This is a genomic window from Micromonospora sp. HK10 (assembly GCF_000982955.1).
In the GTDB taxonomy this organism is placed as follows: domain Bacteria; phylum Actinomycetota; class Actinomycetes; order Mycobacteriales; family Micromonosporaceae; genus Micromonospora.
The window spans coordinates 1-17,324 of record NZ_KQ058827.1 but is presented as its reverse complement, the minus strand read 5'-3'; the positions used below and the strand labels follow the sequence as shown (position 1 = coordinate 17,324).

The 17,324-nt window shown below is 72.8% G+C and carries 15 protein-coding genes; 6 read left to right on the top strand and 9 right to left on the bottom strand.

Annotation, left to right across the window (positions count from 1 at the left end):
* Positions 1-65: 65 nt before the first annotated feature.
* Positions 66-689: a DedA family protein gene (locus LQ51_RS15610; RefSeq protein ID WP_046566487.1), complete on the bottom strand. Its 624-nt coding sequence runs from the start codon at positions 687-689 to the stop codon at positions 66-68.
* Between the two features lie 502 nt (positions 690-1,191).
* Between LQ51_RS15610 and thrS the strand changes: the two genes are divergently transcribed.
* Positions 1,192-2,409: a threonine--tRNA ligase gene (thrS, locus tag LQ51_RS15605; protein ID WP_046566447.1), complete on the top strand. Its 1,218-nt coding sequence runs from the start codon at positions 1,192-1,194 to the stop codon at positions 2,407-2,409.
* A 142-nt stretch (positions 2,410-2,551) separates the two neighbouring features.
* On the opposite strand, the gene LQ51_RS15600 is transcribed toward thrS, so the two are convergent.
* From LQ51_RS15600 to LQ51_RS15585, 4 genes are read right to left on the bottom strand one after another with little or no spacing between them, the layout of a single operon-like run.
* Entirely contained in the window at positions 2,552-4,594 is a 2,043-nt protein-coding gene (locus LQ51_RS15600) for an ABC transporter ATP-binding protein (RefSeq protein WP_046566446.1), read from the bottom strand.
* Positions 4,591-6,324: an ABC transporter ATP-binding protein gene (locus LQ51_RS15595; RefSeq protein WP_046566444.1), complete on the bottom strand. Its 1,734-nt coding sequence runs from the start codon at positions 6,322-6,324 to the stop codon at positions 4,591-4,593. Before LQ51_RS15595 ends, LQ51_RS15600 begins: the two co-directional genes overlap by 4 nt.
* Positions 6,318-6,839: a MarR family winged helix-turn-helix transcriptional regulator gene (locus LQ51_RS15590; RefSeq protein ID WP_046566486.1), complete on the bottom strand. Its 522-nt coding sequence runs from the start codon at positions 6,837-6,839 to the stop codon at positions 6,318-6,320. Before LQ51_RS15590 ends, LQ51_RS15595 begins: the two co-directional genes overlap by 7 nt.
* A 60-nt stretch (positions 6,840-6,899) precedes the next feature.
* Positions 6,900-7,415, bottom strand: a complete 516-nt coding sequence (locus tag LQ51_RS15585) for a MarR family winged helix-turn-helix transcriptional regulator (protein WP_046566442.1) — start codon at positions 7,413-7,415, stop codon at positions 6,900-6,902.
* Between the two features lie 56 nt (positions 7,416-7,471).
* Here LQ51_RS15585 and LQ51_RS15580 point away from each other — a divergent pair, with 56 nt between their 5' ends.
* The gene (locus LQ51_RS15580; protein ID WP_046566440.1) at positions 7,472-9,094 is read left to right on the top strand and encodes a DHA2 family efflux MFS transporter permease subunit; all 1,623 of its coding nucleotides are present in this window, start codon (positions 7,472-7,474) and stop codon (positions 9,092-9,094) included.
* A gap of 91 nt (positions 9,095-9,185) precedes the next feature.
* Here the strand turns inward: LQ51_RS15580 and LQ51_RS15575 are convergent, their stop codons facing one another.
* Positions 9,186-9,629: a DoxX family protein gene (locus LQ51_RS15575; RefSeq protein ID WP_046566485.1), complete on the bottom strand. Its 444-nt coding sequence runs from the start codon at positions 9,627-9,629 to the stop codon at positions 9,186-9,188.
* An 85-nt stretch (positions 9,630-9,714) separates the two neighbouring features.
* On the opposite strand from LQ51_RS15575, the gene LQ51_RS15570 reads away from it, so the two are divergent.
* Positions 9,715-10,254, top strand: coding sequence for a TetR/AcrR family transcriptional regulator (locus tag LQ51_RS15570; RefSeq protein ID WP_046566438.1), 540 nt, complete (start codon positions 9,715-9,717; stop codon positions 10,252-10,254).
* A 15-nt stretch (positions 10,255-10,269) separates the two neighbouring features.
* On the opposite strand, the gene LQ51_RS15565 is transcribed toward LQ51_RS15570, so the two are convergent.
* Positions 10,270-11,709 (bottom strand): GuaB1 family IMP dehydrogenase-related protein, encoded by a 1,440-nt coding sequence (locus tag LQ51_RS15565; RefSeq protein WP_046566436.1) that lies wholly within the window; start codon positions 11,707-11,709, stop codon positions 10,270-10,272.
* A 282-nt stretch (positions 11,710-11,991) separates the two neighbouring features.
* The gene (locus LQ51_RS15560; protein WP_046566434.1) at positions 11,992-13,743 is read right to left on the bottom strand and encodes an acetyl/propionyl/methylcrotonyl-CoA carboxylase subunit alpha; all 1,752 of its coding nucleotides are present in this window, start codon (positions 13,741-13,743) and stop codon (positions 11,992-11,994) included.
* A gap of 147 nt (positions 13,744-13,890) precedes the next feature.
* On the opposite strand from LQ51_RS15560, the gene LQ51_RS15555 reads away from it, so the two are divergent.
* From LQ51_RS15555 to LQ51_RS15545, 3 genes are all read left to right on the top strand, one after another.
* Complete coding sequence (locus tag LQ51_RS15555; RefSeq protein WP_046566433.1) at positions 13,891-14,490, top strand: PadR family transcriptional regulator; 600 nt, start codon at positions 13,891-13,893, stop codon at positions 14,488-14,490.
* 121 nt (positions 14,491-14,611) lie between these two features.
* A complete protein-coding gene (locus LQ51_RS15550; protein WP_046566431.1) occupies positions 14,612-15,571 on the top strand; it encodes an ATP-binding cassette domain-containing protein in 960 nt (319 codons plus the stop codon).
* Positions 15,572-15,586: 15 nt separating this feature from the next.
* Positions 15,587-16,342: an ABC transporter permease gene (locus LQ51_RS15545; protein ID WP_046566429.1), complete on the top strand. Its 756-nt coding sequence runs from the start codon at positions 15,587-15,589 to the stop codon at positions 16,340-16,342.
* Positions 16,343-16,381: 39 nt separating this feature from the next.
* Here LQ51_RS15545 and LQ51_RS15540 read toward each other — a convergent pair whose 3' ends face one another.
* The gene (locus LQ51_RS15540) at positions 16,382-17,266 is read right to left on the bottom strand and encodes an IS5 family transposase (RefSeq protein WP_116507727.1); all 885 of its coding nucleotides are present in this window, start codon (positions 17,264-17,266) and stop codon (positions 16,382-16,384) included.
* Positions 17,267-17,324: the final 58 nt, after the last annotated feature.

Genomic DNA, 17,324 nt, shown 5'->3' with positions numbered 1-17,324 from the left:
GCCGTGAATATAAGGCCATCTTATATCGCTCGGGCTCGACGACACGCGGGCGAACCCTCAGCCGGTCAGTCGACCGGGACCTTGACCGGAGCCTCCGGGCGGGCGTGCCGGGCGCTGATCGCGGTCATCGCCCAGCCGGCTCCCGCGAACCCGGCCGCCGCCACCCCACCGATCAGCAGCAGCCGCCACGCCGACTGGGTCAACGCCGTGCCGCCGAGGTGACCGACCAGGGTGCCGTAGCCGGCCCAGGCCAGGGCGGCGGCCGCCTCATAGGGCAGGAAGAGCCGGGCCGGATAGCGGCTGCGCCCGGCCGAGAAGCAGGCCGCCATCCGCCCACCCGGGACGAAGCGGCAGAGGAGGATGACCAGCGGTCCCGGTTCGCGCAGGCCCCGGGTCATCCGGGCGGCGGCGCGGCGGGCCCGGCCGACCCGCGCCCCCGGCCGGGGCGGCCGGCGGTCGGGCGCGCCGCGGCCCAGCAGGTAGCAGGCGACGTCCCCGGCGAAGACCCCGAGCGCGCCGACCAGGATGGTGAGCGGCAGGCTCAGCCCGCCGTACACGGTCAGCGCGCCGCTGGTGATCATCAGGAGCTGGGTGGGCACGACCGGTACGAACGCGTCGGCGACCAGCAGCGCCAGCAGCACGGCGTACGCCCAGGTGGGCGACGCCATCTCAGAGATGAGTTGGGCCATGACCGCCACCTCGCCGGATCCCCCCGTTCGACCGCACCGAGCCTGCCGGCGTGTCCGCCGTCACCGCGGACGGGCCCGCCTCGTGGTGACCGCGAACACCCTGCGGCCACCTGGTCAGGACGGCCCGGGGCGGCCGGCCGTGACCGCCCGGCGGGACAACGGGGGCCGGAGCGGGCGGCGGGACGGCCGTTCCCGGCGTACCGTTGTCGGCGCGCGACCGCGCGGGCGTCGGGCCCCCCGTTCCTGACGGCCGGGTCGCTGCGGGTCGCCGGCAGGTCCCGTGCCGGCGACCCGCCCCCATCTCCCGAATTTCAGCTGCGCGAGCCGAGCTGGCGCGCGTACCGTCGCCGCATGCGCAGCGCGGTGGTGACCACGACGCCGGGAATCCCCGGCGCGCCGCACTGACGTAACCGTCGACGAGGCCCCGGGGCGAACCGCCCCGGGGCCTCGCGGCGTTCCGGACCAGGTCGCCTCCGGGTCGTACCCGATCAAGGAGAGCGACATGATCGACCACCGCAGGCTCGGCCGGGAGTTGGAGCTGTTCGTCTCGGACCCGCTGGCGGGCGCCGGGCTGCCGATCTGGCTGCCGGCGGGCGCCGCCGCCCGGCACGCCGTCGAGGAGTACGTGCGGGACCTGGAGCACCGGGCCGGCTACCGGCACGTCTACTCGCCGCCGCTGGGCAAACGGGAGCTGTTCGAGCTCTCCGGGCACCTCGGCTACTTCGCCGACGACATGTTCCCGCCGATGCGGTTGAGCGCGGACGACGAGTTCGTGCTCCGCCCGGCGCTCTGCCCGCACCACGCGCTGGTGTTCCGGGCCCGGGGCCGCTCCTACCGGGAGCTGCCGCTGCGGATCGCCGAGATCGGCGGGATGTACCGGGCGGAACGTTCCGGGGTGCTGGGCGGGCTGTCCCGGGTCCGGGCCATCTCGCTCAACGACGCGCACAACTTCTGCGCGCTGGACCAGGTGGGCGACGAGGTGCGCGAGATCCTCCGGCTGATCCGGGAGGCGCACGCCGCGCTCGGCGTCCGGCCGGCCGGGTACCGGCTGTCGCTGCGCGGGCCGGGGGAGAAGTACGTCGGTGACGACGCCCAGTGGGCGCGGGCCGAGGAGCTGCTCCGCGCCGCCCTCGACGGGGCGGCGGTCACCGAGGCGCCAGGTGAGGCGGCCTTCTACGGCCCGAAGATCGACATTCAGATCGTCGACGCGGCCGGCCGCGAGTCCACCATCTCCACCGTCCAGCTCGACTTCGACAAGCCGGAGCGGTTCGACCTGTCGTACACCGGGCCGGACGGCAGCCGGCTGCGGCCGGTAATGGTGCACCGCAGCCTGGTGGGGAGCATGGAACGGCTCTTCGCGTACCTGATCGAGGCGCACGCCGGCGCCTTCCCCGCCTGGTACGCCCCGGTGCAGCTGCTGCTGCTTCCGGTCGACGACGGGCAGCTGGACGCCGCCGTCGCGGTGGCCCGCCGGGGCGAGGCGGCCGGTTTGCGGGTCGAGGTCGACCGGGGCGGTTCGCTGGGCGCCCGGATCCGCGACGCGGCCCGCCGCCGGGTGCCGTACGTCGGGGTGGTCGGGGACCGGGAGGCGGCCGACGGGTCGGTCGCTTTGCGCCTGCGGGACGGGCGCCGGCTCGACCCGATGCCGGTCGCGGCCGGGCTGGAGCTGATCGGCGCGGTGGTGGCGGCCCGCTCGGCGGACCTGCTCCCGCCCGGCTGACCGGCGGCCCGGGCCGACGGGGCCGCCCCCGACCCGCCGGGGCCCGTCGACCGCCGCGCGCCCCGGGGCGCCCGGCGGTCGGTACCCCGGCACCGGCTCCCCGCCGTCCGGGCGGGGAGCCGGTATCGGGCCGGCGTTCACCTCAGCTCCCGGCCGGCGCCGCCGCCGGACGGGTCCCGCCCGGCCGGGCCGCCGGCACCGGCACCGTGGCGTCCTCCTCGTCGACCGCCGCGCCGGTGAACTGCGACCGGTACAGCCGGGCGTACGCGCCGTCGGCGGCGAGGAGCTGGTCGTGGGTGCCCTGCTCGACGATCCGGCCCTGCTCCATCATGAGGATCAGGTCGGCGTCCCGGATGGTGGAGAGCCGGTGGGCGATGACGAAGCTGGTCCGGTCCGAGCGCAGCGCCGCCATGGCTCGCTGGAGCAGCACCTCGGTGCGGGTGTCCACCGAGCTGGTCGCCTCGTCCAGGATGAGCAGCGACGGCTCGGCCAGGAACGCCCGGGCGATGGTGATGAGCTGCTTCTCGCCGGCGCTGACGTTGCTGCCCTCCTCGTCGATCACGGTGTCGTACCCGTCGGGGAGGCTGCGCACGAAGCGGTCCACGAAGGTGGCCCGGGCCGCGGCGAGGATCTCCTCCTCGGTGGCGTCCGGCCGGCCGTACGCGATGTTGTCCCGGATGGTGCCGCCGAACAGCCAGGTGTCCTGGAGCACCATGCCGATCCGGCCGCGCAGTTCGTCGCGGCGCAGCGTGGTGATGTCCACCCCGTCGAGCGTGATCCGGCCGGCGTCCAGCTCGTAGAAGCGCATGACCAGGTTGACCAGGGTGGTCTTGCCGGCACCGGTCGGGCCGACGATGGCCACCGTGTGGCCCGGCTCGGCGACCAGGGACAGGTCGTCGATGAGCGGCTTGTCGGGCGTGTACCGGAAGGAGACGTGCTCGAACTCGACGCGGCCGTGCGGTTCGGCGATCCGGTCCGGCTCGGCCGGCTCCGGGCTCTGCTCGTCGGCGTCGAGCACCGCGAAGACCCGCTCGGCCGAGGCCACCCCGGACTGGAGCAGGTTGGCCATCGAGGCCACCTGGGTCAGCGGCTGGGTGAACTGGCGGGAGTACTGGATGAACGCCTGCACGTCACCGAGGCTCATCGAACCCGAGGCGACCCGGAGACCGCCGACCACGGCGATCGCCACGTAGCTGAGGTTCCCGATGAAGAACATCGCCGGCATGATGATCCCGGAGACGAACTGCGCGCCGAAGCTGGCCTGGAACAGCTCGTCGTTCTTGGCCCGGAAGGCGGCCTCCACCTCCTTCTGCCGGCCGAAGACCTTTACCAGCTCGTGCCCGGTGTACGCCTCCTCGATCTGGCCGTTCAGCTCGCCGGTGTGCTTCCACTGGGCGATGAACTTGCGCTGCGAGCGCTTCGCGATCTGGCTGGTGACCACCACCGACAGCGGCACCGCCACCAGGGCCACCAGGGCCAGCAGCGGCGAGATCCAGACCATCATGATGAGTACGCCGACGACCGTGAGCAGCGCGTTGAGCAGCTGGCTGAGCGTCTGCTGGAGGGTCTGGGAGATGTTGTCGATGTCGTTGGTGACCCGGCTGAGCAGCTCACCGCGGGGCTGCCGGTCGAAGTAGGGCAGCGGCAGCCGGTTGAGCTTGTCCTCCACGTCGGCCCGCAGCCGCAGCACGGCCCCCTGCACCACGTCGTTGAGCAGCCAGCCCTGCCCCCACATGAGCACGCTCGCGCCCAGGTAGAGGAGCACCGCGAGGGCCAGCACCGAGCCCAGCCGGTCGAAGTCGATGCCGACGCCGGGCACCACGTCCATCCGGGCCAGCATGTCGGCGAAGTTGTCGTTGCCGCCCGCCCGGGCGGCGGCCGCGGCCTGCTCGACGGTGGTGCCGGCGGGCAGCCGCCGGCCGATCAGCCCGCTGAAGATGATGTCGGTGGCGTGCCCGAGCACCTTGGGCCCGATCACGCTGAGCGTGACGCTGGCCACGGCCAGCGCGACCACCGCGCTGATCCGCGCCCGGTGCGGCCGCAGCCGGGCCAGCAGCCGGCGGGCGGACGGCCCGAAGTTCATCGCCTTCTCGGCGGGCATGCCCATGCTCATGTGCGGCGGGCCGCCGCGCCGGCCGCCGGGTGGCAGCCGCTTCGGCGCCTCCTTGTCCTGCACCGCCGTCATGCGGGCACCTCCGCGGTCTGCTGGGACGCCACGATCTCGGCGTACGTGGGACAGGTCTGCACCAGCTCGTCGTGTCGGCCCATCCCGACGACGGCGCCGTCCTCGAGCACGATGATCTGGTCGGCGTCGACGATCGTGGAGACCCGCTGGGCCACGATCACCACCGCCGCGTCCGCGGTGACCGGCTTGAGCGCGGCCCGCAGCCGGGCGTCGGTGCCGAGGTCGAGCGCGGAGAACGAGTCGTCGAAGAGGTAGATCTCCGGCTTGCGGACCAGCGCGCGGGCGATGGCCAGCCGCTGCCGCTGCCCGCCGGAGACGTTCGTGCCGCCCTGCGCGATCGGCGCCTCCAGCCCGCCGGGCATCTCCGCCACGAAGTCGCGGGCCTGGGCGATCTCCAGTGCCGCCCAGAGGTCGGCGTCGGTGGCGTCCGGGTTCCCGTAGCGGAGGTTGCTGGCCACCGTGCCGGTGAACAGGTATGGCCGTTGGGGCACCAGCCCGATCCGCCGCCACAGCTCCTCGGCGGCCAGCTCCCGGACGTCCACGCCGTCGACCAGGACCGCGCCGGCGGTCGGGTCGACCAGCCGGGGGATCAGGGTGAGCAGGGTGGTCTTGCCCGCGCCGGTGGACCCGATGATGGCGGTGGTGCGGCCGGGCCCGGCCCGGAACGAGATGTCGTGCAGCACCGGGGCGCTGGCGCCGGGGTACTGGAAGCCGACCCCGCGCAGCTCCAGCTCGCCCTGGCCGGTCACCTCGGTCACCGGCCGCTCGGGCGGCACCACCGAGGAGTCGGTGTCCAGCACCTCGACGATGCGTTCGGCGCAGACCGCGGCCCGGGGCACCATCATCAGCATGAAGGTGGCCATCATGACCGCCATCAGGATCTGCATCAGGTACTGGAGGAAGGCGGTGAGGGCGCCGATCTCGATCTGACCGGAGTCGACCCGGCCGGCGCCGAACCAGAGCACCGCCACGCTGGAGACGTTGAGTACCAGCATCACGGTGGGGAAGATCAGCACCTGGAGCCGGCCGATCCGCAGGGCGGTCGCGGTCAGGTCGGCGTTCGCGACCCCGAAGCGCTTCGTCTCGTACGGCTCGCGGACGAAGGCGCGGACCACCCGGATGCCGGTGATCTGCTCGCGCAGCACCCGGTTGACCGTGTCGATCCGGGTCTGCATGAGCCGGAAGGCCGGCACCATCCGGCGGGTGAGCAGGCCCAGCGCCACCGCCAGGACCGGCACGCTGACCAGCATCAGCCAGGAGAGCCCGACGTCCTCGCGCAGCGCCATCACCACCCCGCCGACGCTCATGATCGGCGCGGCGACCAGCATCGTGCAGCTGAGCAGCACGAGCATCTGCACCTGCTGGACGTCGTTGGTGTTGCGGGTGATCAGCGAGGGGGCGCCGAAGTGGGCCACCTCGCGGGCGGAGAACCGGTTGACGTGGTGGAAGATCGCGCCACGCACGTCCCGGCCGAAGCCCATCGCGGTCCGGGCGCCCAGGTAGACGGCGGCGATCGAGCAGGCGATCTGGAGCAGGCTGACCAGCAGCATCCAGCCGCCCGTACGCAGGATCTGGTCGGTGTCGCCGAGGGCGACGCCGCGGTCGATGATGTCGGCGTTGAGGCTCGGCAGGTAGAGCGAGGCCAGCGTGCCGACGAACTGGAAGGCCACCACTGCGGCCAGCGGCCCCCGGTACGGCCGGAGGTGGGTGCGGAGTAGACGGATCAGCACGGGCTGCTCCCCGATGGCGTCTCGGTGGTGGACTCGCTGTCCCGGTTCAACCGGCGAACCTCCCCGTCGGACATGGACGTGATGACTTCGATCAGGAACTCGCGGATGACCGTCTTCTTTGCCGGGTCGGCGTCGACCGAGGTGAGCGGGCGGTCGCTGTGGATCAGATCGATGATCGCGAGGGCACGCTCGCGCCCCTTGCCGGTCAGCGTGAGCTGGATGCTGCGCCGGTCGTTCGGGTCCCGCTGGCGGGTGACGAAGCCGTCGCGTTCGAGCGTGTCGACGATGCCGGTGAGGGTAGCCGGCCGGACGAAGCAATGCTCCGCCATTTCCCGGTGGCTGCTGTCGCCGGCGCGGAGCAGGACGAGCAGTACCCGCATGCCGGCCGAGGTGAGCCCGTGGTGCTCGGCGAGGTAGCGCCCCCAGTGCTGTTCGACCACGTGGCCGGCGATGGAGACGAGCCGGCCGAGCGGCGCGTGGTGCAGCGCGTCGGGGAAGCGGACGAGGGGTCCCATGTTCACGGGCGCTAGATTAGCTCCCGGACCATCAGGGCCCAAACTAATTTCGAAAACCCGTCAGCCGCGGTCGGCGCGGCTCCCCGGCGGCTCGTCCGGCGTGTCGGCGACGTAGTCCCGCATCACCTGGGCGACCTCCCGCAGGAACGCGGCGGTGGCCTCGGCCTGCTCGGGGGTGAGCCGGGCGACCGCACGGTCGACGCCGACCAGCATGGGCCGCAGCGCGTCCAGCGCCTCGCCGACCGCGCCCTCGGTCACCTGGAGGCTGAGCCGCCGGCGGTCGTGCGGGTGCGGTTTCCGGGCGACGTGTCCCGCCTGCGCCAGCCGGTCGACCAGGGCGGTGGCCGAGGCGGACCGGATGCCGAGCCGGTTGCCCAACTCGACCGGTCCCAGCGGCTCGGGGCTGGAGACCAGGTGGTCGATGGCCGCCGCGTCGGTGGCGCCGATGCCCAGCCGGCGGGCCAGCGCGGCCCGGGTGTCCCCGGCGATCCGCAGCACCTCACGCAGCGCCCGGGCGGCCTCGCTGCTCGGCGGCGGGGCCGGCGCGGCCCCTCCGGTTGACGGCACCCCCTCCATGGAGATAAAGCTAGCATCTCGGTAGCTAGAAAATCTAGCTAACAGGAGGGGGAGCAATGCGCGGCGACGGGCGCGGACGCTGGTTCGGGTTGCTGGCCATCAGCCTCGGCGTAGCGATGATCATCGTGGACGCCACCATCGTGAACGTCGCGGTGCCGCAGATCATCCGGGACCTCGACATCACCTCCACCGACGCGCAGTGGGTGCAGGAGGCGTACACCCTGGTCTTCGCCGCGTTGCTGCTGGTCGCCGGCCGGTTCGCGGACCGGTCCGGGCGGCGGCGGCTGTTCCTCGTCGGGGTCACCGTGTTCGTGGTGGCCAGCGTGCTCGCGGCGCTCGCCGGCTCCGGCGAGACGCTGATCGCCGCCCGGGTGCTGCAGGGCATCGGCGGCGCGATGATGCTGCCCACCTCGCTCTCCCTGCTCAACGCCAACTTCACCGGCCGGGAGAAGGGCATCGCGTTCGCCGTCTGGGGTTCCACGATCGGTGGTGCGGCCGCGTTCGGGCCGCTGCTCGGTGGCTGGCTCACCACCACCTACTCCTGGCGCTGGGCGTTCGGCATCAACGTCCCGGTCAGCCTGGCCGTGATCGTGGCGACGCTGGTGCTGGTCGCCGAATCCCGCGACGAGCGGGCCGAGCGCGGCCTGGACCTGCTCGGCGCGCTGCTCTCCGTCATCGGCATGACGGGCGTGGTCTTCGCGCTGATCGAGGGCCGCACCTACGGCTGGTGGCAGCGGGAACGGCCGTTCAATCTGTTCGGCCTGGACTGGACCGCCGGCATCTCGCCGGTGCCGGTGGCCGCGCTGGTGGGGCTCGTCGCGCTCGGGGTCTTCCTGGCCCACCAGGTACGCCGCAACCGCGCCGGCCGCCCCGCGCTGCTCGACCTGTCGCTGTTCGGCATCCGCTCGTTCCGCAATGGCATCCTGGCCGCCGCGATCGTGAGCCTGGGCGAGTTCGGCCTGCTCTTCGCGTTGCCGCTGTGGTTCCAGAACGTGCTCGGCTACAGCGCCTTCCGGACCGGCCTGGCGCTGCTGCCGCTCGCCCTCGGCAGCTTCCTGGCCAGCGGCATGGTCACCCCGCTGGCCCGGCGCTGGGGCGCGCCCCGGGCGGTCCAGCTCGGCGTCGCCGCCGAGCTGGTCGGCGTCGCCGGGCTGGGGTTCGTGGTCGCCCCGGACACCCGCTGGTGGACGCCGCTGGCGTTCCTCTTCATCTACGGCGTCGGCGTCGGCCTGGCCACCGCGCAGCTCACCGGTGTGTCCCTGTCCGAGGTGCCGGTCCGGCGCAGCGGGCAGGGATCCGGGTTGCAGAGCACCGCCCGGCAGGTCGGCTCGGCGCTCGGCATCGCGGTGCTCGGCACCGTGCTCTTCGCCGGTCTCGGCGGGCTGCTGGGCGACCGCCTGGCCGACCGGCCGGACCTCAGCCCCGCGCAGCGGGACCAGGTGGTGAGCGCGGTCAAGGAGAGCGCCGGCGCGGCGATCAACGGGCTGGCGGCGGACCCGCGTACCGCGCCGATCGCCGAGGAGGCGAAGCAGGCCTTCTCCGACGCCACCCGCTACGCCGCCTTCGCGGCGGCCGGGTTCCTGCTGGTCGGTCTGGTCGCCTGCCTGCGGCTGCCGAGGGTAGGCGCCGAGGCGACCGGGGATGCCCCGCCCGTCGAGGCGGAACCGGCCCGGGCCTGAACTCCGCCTGGCCGAACCGGGCCGGGCGGCCCCTGCCCGAGCGTGGCCCGTGCGGCCTGGCTGACCCGGGGGCGCCGCGGCGGCCGGCGGTTCAGTTGCCGAGCGCGACCGCCAGCGCGGCGGCCACGAAGACGATCTGGAGCGCGGTGCGCGCGGCCAGCGGGGTCACCGGCCGGCCGGCGAGGGTGAGCCGGCGGCGGGCGGCCGACACGTTCGCCGGAAACATGGCCAGCATCAGCAGCGCCAGCCCGGCCGCCGCCCAGCGCGCGGTGGCCGGCGGCAGCAGGGCGAGCGCGCCGGCCAACTCCAGCACGCCGGTGAGCGTGACCAGCAGGTCGGGCCGGGGCAGCGCGGGCGGGACCATGGCGATCAGGTCGGCCCGGCGGGACGCGAAGTGCGCCACGCCGGTCAGCAGGAACATCAGCGCCAGCCCGACCCGCAGGGCGGGGTGCCACCCGTCCAGCGCGGCCACGCCGAGCAGGCCGGCGACCCGGGCCAGAGCGGTGCCGGTGAGAAGTGCGATGAGGGGTGCCACCACGTGTCCCTTCGACGACGAATCTTGTCGCCGACAAGATTGTCGCCCGCGATGCCATCTTGTCAATGACAAGTTAGGGTGGGGCATGGCCTCCTACCACCATGGCGATCTGCGCCGGGTCCTGCTGACCACCGCCGCGGCGGCGATCGCCGAGTCCGGGCCGGCCGCGCTGAGCATGCGGGACCTGGCCCGCCGGGCCGGCGTCTCGCACGCCGCGCCCGCGCACCACTTCGGGGACAAGGCCGGCCTGCTCACCGCGCTCGCCACGCAGGGCTTCGACCTGCTGGCCGACGCGCTCCGCGCCGCCGACGGGGACCTGCTCGACGCCGGCGTGGCCTACGTCGGATTCGCCGTGCGGCACCGGGCGCACTTCGACGTCATGTTCCGGCCCGAGCTGTACCGGGCCGACGACCCCGAGCTGGTGGCCGCCCGCGCCCGTGCCGGCGAACTGCTGCGCGGCGGGGTGGCCCGGCGCACCGGAGGGCAGCGGGACGCGGACGCGCTGGCCGCCTGGTCGATCGTGCACGGCTTCGCCACCCTCTGGCTCGCCGGCGCGCTGCCGCCCCGGGTCGGCGGGGACCCGCAGGCCGCCGCCCGGAGCGTGATCGGGCGGCTCTTCGCCTGAGCCGGCGCCCCGGAATCACCAACTGGTCGGCAGCGGCATGCCCTCGGTGTAGCCGGCGGCACTCTGCACCCCGACCAGGGCGCGCTCGTGGAACTCCTCCAGACTGCGCGCGCCGGCGTACGTGAACGCGCTGCGCACCCCGGAGATGATCTCGTCGATCAGGTCCTCCACCCCCGGGCGGGACGGGTCGAGGTACATCCGCGCAGTGGAGATGCCCTCCTCGAAGATCGCCTTCCGGGCCCGGTCGAACGCGCTGTCCTCGGCCGTCCGGGCGCTGACCGCGCGGGCCGACGCCATGCCGAAGCTCTCCTTGTAGCGCCGGCCGTCCGCGTCGGTGTACAGGTCACCGGGGGACTCGTAGGTGCCGGCGAACCAGGAACCGATCATCACGTTCGAGGCGCCCGCGGCGAGCGCCAGCGCCACGTCCCGGGGATGCCGTACCCCGCCGTCGGCCCAGACGTGGCGGCCGAGCGCGCGCGCCGCCGCGGCGCAGTCGAGGACCGCGGAGAACTGGGGCCGGCCCACGCCGGTCATCATCCGGGTGGTGCACATCGCGCCCGGCCCGACCCCGACCTTGATGATGTCGGCGCCCGCCGCCACCAGGTCGCGTACGCCGTCGGCGGTGACCACGTTGCCGGCCGCCACCGGGACCGCCGGATCGAGCTTGCGCACCGCCCGCAGCGCGGAGATCATCCGCTCCTGGTGGCCGTGGGCGGTGTCCACCACGAGGGTGTCCACCCCGGCCTCCAGCAGGGCGGCGGCCTTGCCGGTCACGTCGCCGTTGATGCCCACCGCCGCGGCGATCCGCAGCCGCCCCCGGTCGTCCACCGCCGGGGTGTAGAGCGTGGCGCGCAGCGCGCCCTGCCGGGTCAGCACGCCCACCAGCCGTCCCTGCCCGTCCACCACCGGAGCGAGCCGGCGGCGGCCCGCGGAGAGCCGGTCGAAGCCGGTACGCGGGTCCGCGTCCGCCGGCACGGTGTGCAGCTCGGTCGACATGACGTGCCGGAGCTGGGCGAAGCGGTCCACGCCCACGGTGTCCGCCTCGGTGACCACACCCACCGGCCGGCGTTCGGCGTCCACCACGATCACCGCGCCGTGCGAGCGCTTCGGCAACAGGTGGATCGCGTCGCCGACGGTGTCCGTGGGGCCGAGGGTGATCGCCGTGTCGTGCACCAGGTGGCGCTGCTTCACCCAGGCGACGACGTTCGCCACCACCTCGATCGGGATGTCCTGGGGGATCACCGCGATGGCGCCGCGCCGGGCCACCGTCTCGGCCATCCGCCGTCCGGCCACCGCGGTCATGTTCGCCACCACCAGCGGGATCGTGGTGCCGGTGCCGTCGGCCGTGGCCAGGTCGACGTCGAGCCGGGAGCCCACCTCGGAGCGGTTGGGCGCCATGAAGACGTCGTTGTAGGTCAGGTCGTGCGCGGGGACCGCGCCGTGAAGGAACCGCACCCGGCCATCATTCCCGCTGGTGTCCGCTCCCGCCCGCGCTGGTGGCCCAAACCACCCTCGCCGCTCGGCAACCGGCACCGCCCCCGGCTCGCAGCGCGTCCCGGCGGCCGCGCCGCTCCGGTCTCCTGCCCCGGCGGGTCATCCGCCGGACGCGAGTGCCCGGGAGAGCGATATGCCGCCGAGGCAGCTTTATGCCTCAGCGGCATGTCGGTCCAGGGCGTCATCTCGTCGCCGGGTCAACCCGAACGGCCCGGTCGGAGCCGGGCCGTTCGTGGGGCGTGCTCAGGCGATGGTGCAGATGGGGGCGCCGGCGGTGATCACGGCACCGACCTCGGCGGCGAGGCCGCTGACCGTGCCCGCCTTGTGCGCGTGCAGCGGCTGCTCCATCTTCATCGCCTCCAGCACGACGACCAGGTCGCCCTCGGCGACGGTGTCCCCGTCCGCCACGGCGATCTTGACGATGGTGCCCTGCATGGGGGAGGTGAGCGCGTCGCCGCTGACCGCGGCGCCGGCCTTGGCGCCCCCGCCCCGGCGGCCCGGCTTCTTCGCGGCGGGCGCGGCGGTGGTCGTACCCGCGCCGAGGCCGGCGGGGAGGACCACCTCCAGGCGCTTGCCACCGACCTCGACCACGACGGTCTCCCGCTCGGCCGGGCCCTCGACGGCGCCGGCGGGGGCGGCAAAGGCCGGCACGGTGTTGTCGAACTCGGTCTCGATCCAGCGGGTGTGCACCCGGAACGGCTCGGCGGTGAACGCGTCGTCCCGGACCACCAGGCGGTGGAACGGCAGCGCCGTGGCCATGCCCTCCACCACCATCTCGTCCAGCGCCCGGCGGGCCCGCTCCAGGGCCTCGGTCCGGGTCTCGCCGACGATGATCACCTTGGCCAGCAGCGAGTCGAAGTTGCCGCCGACCACGTCCCCGGCCGAGACGCCGGTGTCCACCCGGACGCCCGGACCGCTGGGCAGCCGCAGCGCCGTGATGCTGCCGGGCGCGGGCAGGAAGTTGCGGCCCGGGTCCTCGCCGTTGATCCGGAATTCGATGGCGTGCCCGCGCGGGGTGGGGTCCTCGGTGAAGCGCAGCTTCTCGCCGTCGGCGATCCGGAACTGCTCGCGCACCAGGTCGATGCCGGCGGTCTCCTCGGTGACCGGGTGCTCCACCTGGAGCCGGGTGTTGACCTCGAGGAACGAGATGGTGCCGTCGGCGCCGACCAGATATTCGACCGTGCCGGCACCGTGGTAGCCGGCCTCCCGGCAGATCGCCTTGGCGCTGTCGTGGATCTGCCGGCGCTGGGCCTCGGTGAGGAACGGTGCCGGAGCCTCCTCGACCAGCTTCTGGTGCCGGCGCTGCAGCGAGCAGTCCCGGGTGCCGACGACGATCACGTTGCCGTGCTGGTCGGCGAGGACCTGCGCCTCCACGTGGCGGGGCTGGTCCAGGTAGCGCTCCACGAAGCACTCGCCCCGGCCGAACGCGGCGACCGCCTCGCGGGTCGCCGACTCGAACAGGTGCGGGATCTCCTCCATGGTGCGGGCCACCTTGAGGCCGCGCCCGCCGCCGCCGAAGGCGGCCTTGATGGCCACCGGCAGGCCGTGGTCGACCGCGAAGGCCATCACCTCGTCGGCGTTCGCGACCGGGTCCGGGGTGCCGGGGACCAGCGGCGCGCCGGCGCGCTGGGCGATGTGCCGGGCGGTCACCTTGTCGCCCAGGTCGCGGATCGCCTGCGGGGTGGGCCCGATCCAGGTCAGCCCGGCGTCGATGACGGCCTGGGCGAAGTCGGCGTTCTCGGAGAGGAATCCGTAGCCGGGGTGCACGGCGTCCGCGCCGGCCTTGCCGGCGACGTCGATCAGCTTGTCGATCCGCAGGTAGCTGTCGGCCGCCGTGTCGCCGCCCAGGGCGTACGCCTCGTCCGCCAGGGTGGCGTGCAGCGCGTCCCGGTCGGAGTCCGCGTACACCGCGACGCTCTCCAACCCGGCGTCGCGGCAGGCGCGGATGACGCGGACGGCGATCTCGCCGCGGTTGGCGATGAGTACCTTGCGCACCTTGGTGGCTCCTCCCGGGGGTCGATAGCCGGGAGTGTATCGGCCCTCCTTGAAGGCCCTAACGGTCGCTCAGTGTGGGATGTGGCACTGTCCCGACCTCGCTTAGTCAAGTTTGGTTATTACGCTTGTCGGGTGTCGGCAACCCGAATGATGATCCTGGGGCTGGTCCGCTGGATGCAGCCGGTGCACGGCTACGACGTACGCCGTGAGCTGCTGAGTTGGAGCGCGGACAAGTGGGCCAACGTGCAACCGGGATCGATCTACCACGCCCTGCGCAAGCTCACCGACGAGGGGCTGCTCCGCCCGGTCTCGGTCGAGCAGGTCGGCGCCCGCCCCGCCCGCACCACGTACGAGGTGACCCCGAAGGGCGACGAGGAGTTCGAGACGCTGCTGCGGGCCCAGTGGTGGCAGTTGAACGAGCCGACCGACCCCTTCGTGGCGGCGTTCTCCTTCCTGCCCGCGATGCCGCGCGACGAGGCGGCGGCGGCGTTGCGCAACCGGGGCAATCTGATCCGGGCCGGTGTCGAGTCGATGCGCGCCTCGTTGGACTCCGACTGGGTGCGGAACCGCAAGCCGGTGCACGTCGGGTGGATGTTCGAGCTCTGGCTGGCCCGCGCCGAGGCGGAGATGGCCTGGTGCGAGCGGATCGCCGAGCGGATCGAGTCCGGAGTGTCGTACCTGCCCGCTGGAATGGACCGGGCCGAGGGGTGGTCCGACCGGACGGACGGCGCGGGCCAGCCGGAATAATCAACGTTGACTAAAAAAGTTATATCGCGTTAGTGTCACCGGGAACCGCCGGGGAGTGGGCTGTCCTCCTGGCGGACGACCAGCGGCCGGTCCCGTCCGGCCCGGACGACCAGGAGCAGACATGATCGAGACCAGGGGGTTGCGGAAGTCGTTCCGCTCCCGGGCGGGTCGCGAGACGAAGACCGTGGACGCGGTCCGGGGGGTCAACCTGGAGGTCGCCGAGGGCGAGATCTTCGGTTTCCTTGGCCCCAACGGCGCCGGCAAGACCACCACCCTGCGGATGCTCGCCACCCTCATCGAGCCGGACGGTGGGGAGGCCACCATCGCCGGGGCCGACCTGCGCAAGGACCCGGCCGAGGTGCGCCGCCGGATCGGCTACGTGGCCCAGGGCGGCAGCACCTGGGACGAGTCCACCGCGCGGGAGGAGCTGGTGCTGCACGCCCGGCTCTACGGCATCAGCAAGGCGGAGGCGCACCGCCGCGCCACCCGCGCCCTGGACGCCTTCCAGCTCAGCGAGTACGCCGACCGCAAGTGCAAGACCTACTCCGGCGGCCAGCGCCGCCGGGTGGACATCGCCCTCGGCATCATCCACGAGCCGAAGATCGTCTTCCTGGACGAGCCGACCACCGGCCTCGACCCGCAGAGCCGCGCGCACATGTGGGACGAGATCCGCCGGCTGCGCACCGAGGGGATGACCGTCTTCATCACCACGCACTACCTCGACGAGGCGGACGCGCTCTGCGACCGGATCGCGATCATGGATCACGGCGAGGTGGTCGCGGAGGGCACCCCGGCCGAGCTGAAGCGGGAGATCTCCGGCGAGGTGCTGCTCGTCGGGCTCGACGCCGCGAGCACGCCGCGCGCCGCCGAGTTGCTCGACACCGAGGGGTACGTCACCAAGCTGGAGACCGTCGACGAGGGCGGCCTGCGCCTCTACGTGGACGAGGGCGCCACCGCCATCCCGCAGGTGCTGCGCCGCCTCGACGGCGCCGGGCTGGACCTGCGCTCCGTCGAGCTGCACCGCCCCAGCCTCGACGACGTCTTCCTCACCAAGACCGGCCGCTCGCTGCGCGAGTCCTGACCGACGGGAGCACCCATGAAACTCGCCCGCGACACCTGGCTCATCTTCCAGCGCCAGATCCTGCTGCTGCTGCGCAACCCCGTCTGGCTCTTCGTCGGCGTCTTCCAGCCGGTGATGTACCTGCTGCTCTTCGCCCCGCTGCTCAAGCCGGCGCTGAACGCGCCCACCCAGGCCGCCGCGTACAAGATCTTCGTGCCCGGCCTGCTGGTGCTGCTGGCCATCTTCGGCGGCCTGTTCCAGGGCTTCGGTCTGATCGCCGAGCTGCGCGCCGGGGTGATCGAGCGGTCCCGGGTCACCCCGGTCAGCCGGCTCGCCCTGCTGCTCGGCCGCTCGCTGCGCGACGTGGTCTCGCTGATCGTGCAGGCGATCATCATCACCCTGCTGGCGCTCCTGTTCGACCTGCGCGTCAACCTCGGCTACCTGCTGCTCGCGTACCTGATGCTGGCGCTGATCGCGCTGATGACCTCGGCCGTCTCCTACGGCGTCGCGCTCAAGGTCAAGAGCGAGGACGCGCTCGCGCCACTGATGAACACCGTCGCCCAGCCGGTGCTGCTGCTCTCCGGCATCCTGCTGCCGCTGCTGTACGCCCCCGGTTGGCTCCAGGGCATCGCCAAGTGGAACCCGTTCTCCTGGGCGGTCGACGGCACCCGGGCGCTCTTCGCCGGTGACCTGGGCAACGACAAGGTCTGGCAGGGCCTCGCGATCGTCGCGGTGCTCGCCGTCGCCGGGGTGGTCTGGGCCGCCCGCCAGTTCGCCCGCAGCGTCCGCTGAGCCGCCGCTCACCTGAGAGAGTGTTGGGTAACCCGGTGACTACTTCTGGTTGAGTTCGTCATCGAGACGTCGGGCTGCCTCGGTCTCGATCGGGCCCTGCGGTTCGATGTCCTCGCCGGCGAGGCGGGCGGCCATCAGCCGGATCATGGCCACTTTGATCATCGCTTCGGCGTGCGCGGGCTTGCGTTCGTAGTCGCGGGCCAACCGTCTGCACCGTCCCAACCAGGCAAAGGTTCGTTCCACCACCCACCTGCGGGGTAGCACCTGGAAGCCTTTCACGTCGGCGTTGCGGGCCACGATCTGCAGGTCGACACCGGCGTGCGTGCGCGCCCAGGCCAGCAGCCCCGCATCGACACGGTTGACGTAGCCGGCGTCGGCCCAGACCAGACCCAGTAGCGGGAACGTCTCGGTGATCCCCGCCAGGACCAGCTTGGCTCCGGCACGCTCCTGGATCGACGCGGAATGCACGACCGCCCGCAGGAGCAGCCCGCAGGTGTCGACCAGGACATGCCGCTTACGACCCCGCGTGCGTTTACCGGCGTCGTAGCCGATCGCCTCACCACCCTGATGGCTGTGCGCGGTCTGCGAGTCCAACACCGCCGCCGACGGCTGCGGATCACGCCCCTCAGCCACCCGCACCGCGTCCCGCAGCCGGTCATGCACCCGGTCCCAGGTTCCGTCGGCACTCCAGCACCGAAACCACCGATACGCCACGTCCCACGGCGCCAGATCGTGCGGCACGTGTCGCCACGCAGTACCGGTCCGCAGCACGTACAGGATCGTGTCGATGACCAACCGGCGCGGATACCGCAACGGCCGACCACCCCGACGCGGATCCCGCACCGGCAACAACGGCTCGATCACCGCCCACTGCCCATCCGTCAACGACGAGTCGTAGGCCGGTTTACAGACACAGCGACACAGACGTGATCTTCGCCGACACAGTCAGCAAAGATCACGTCCAGGTATCACAACACTCTCT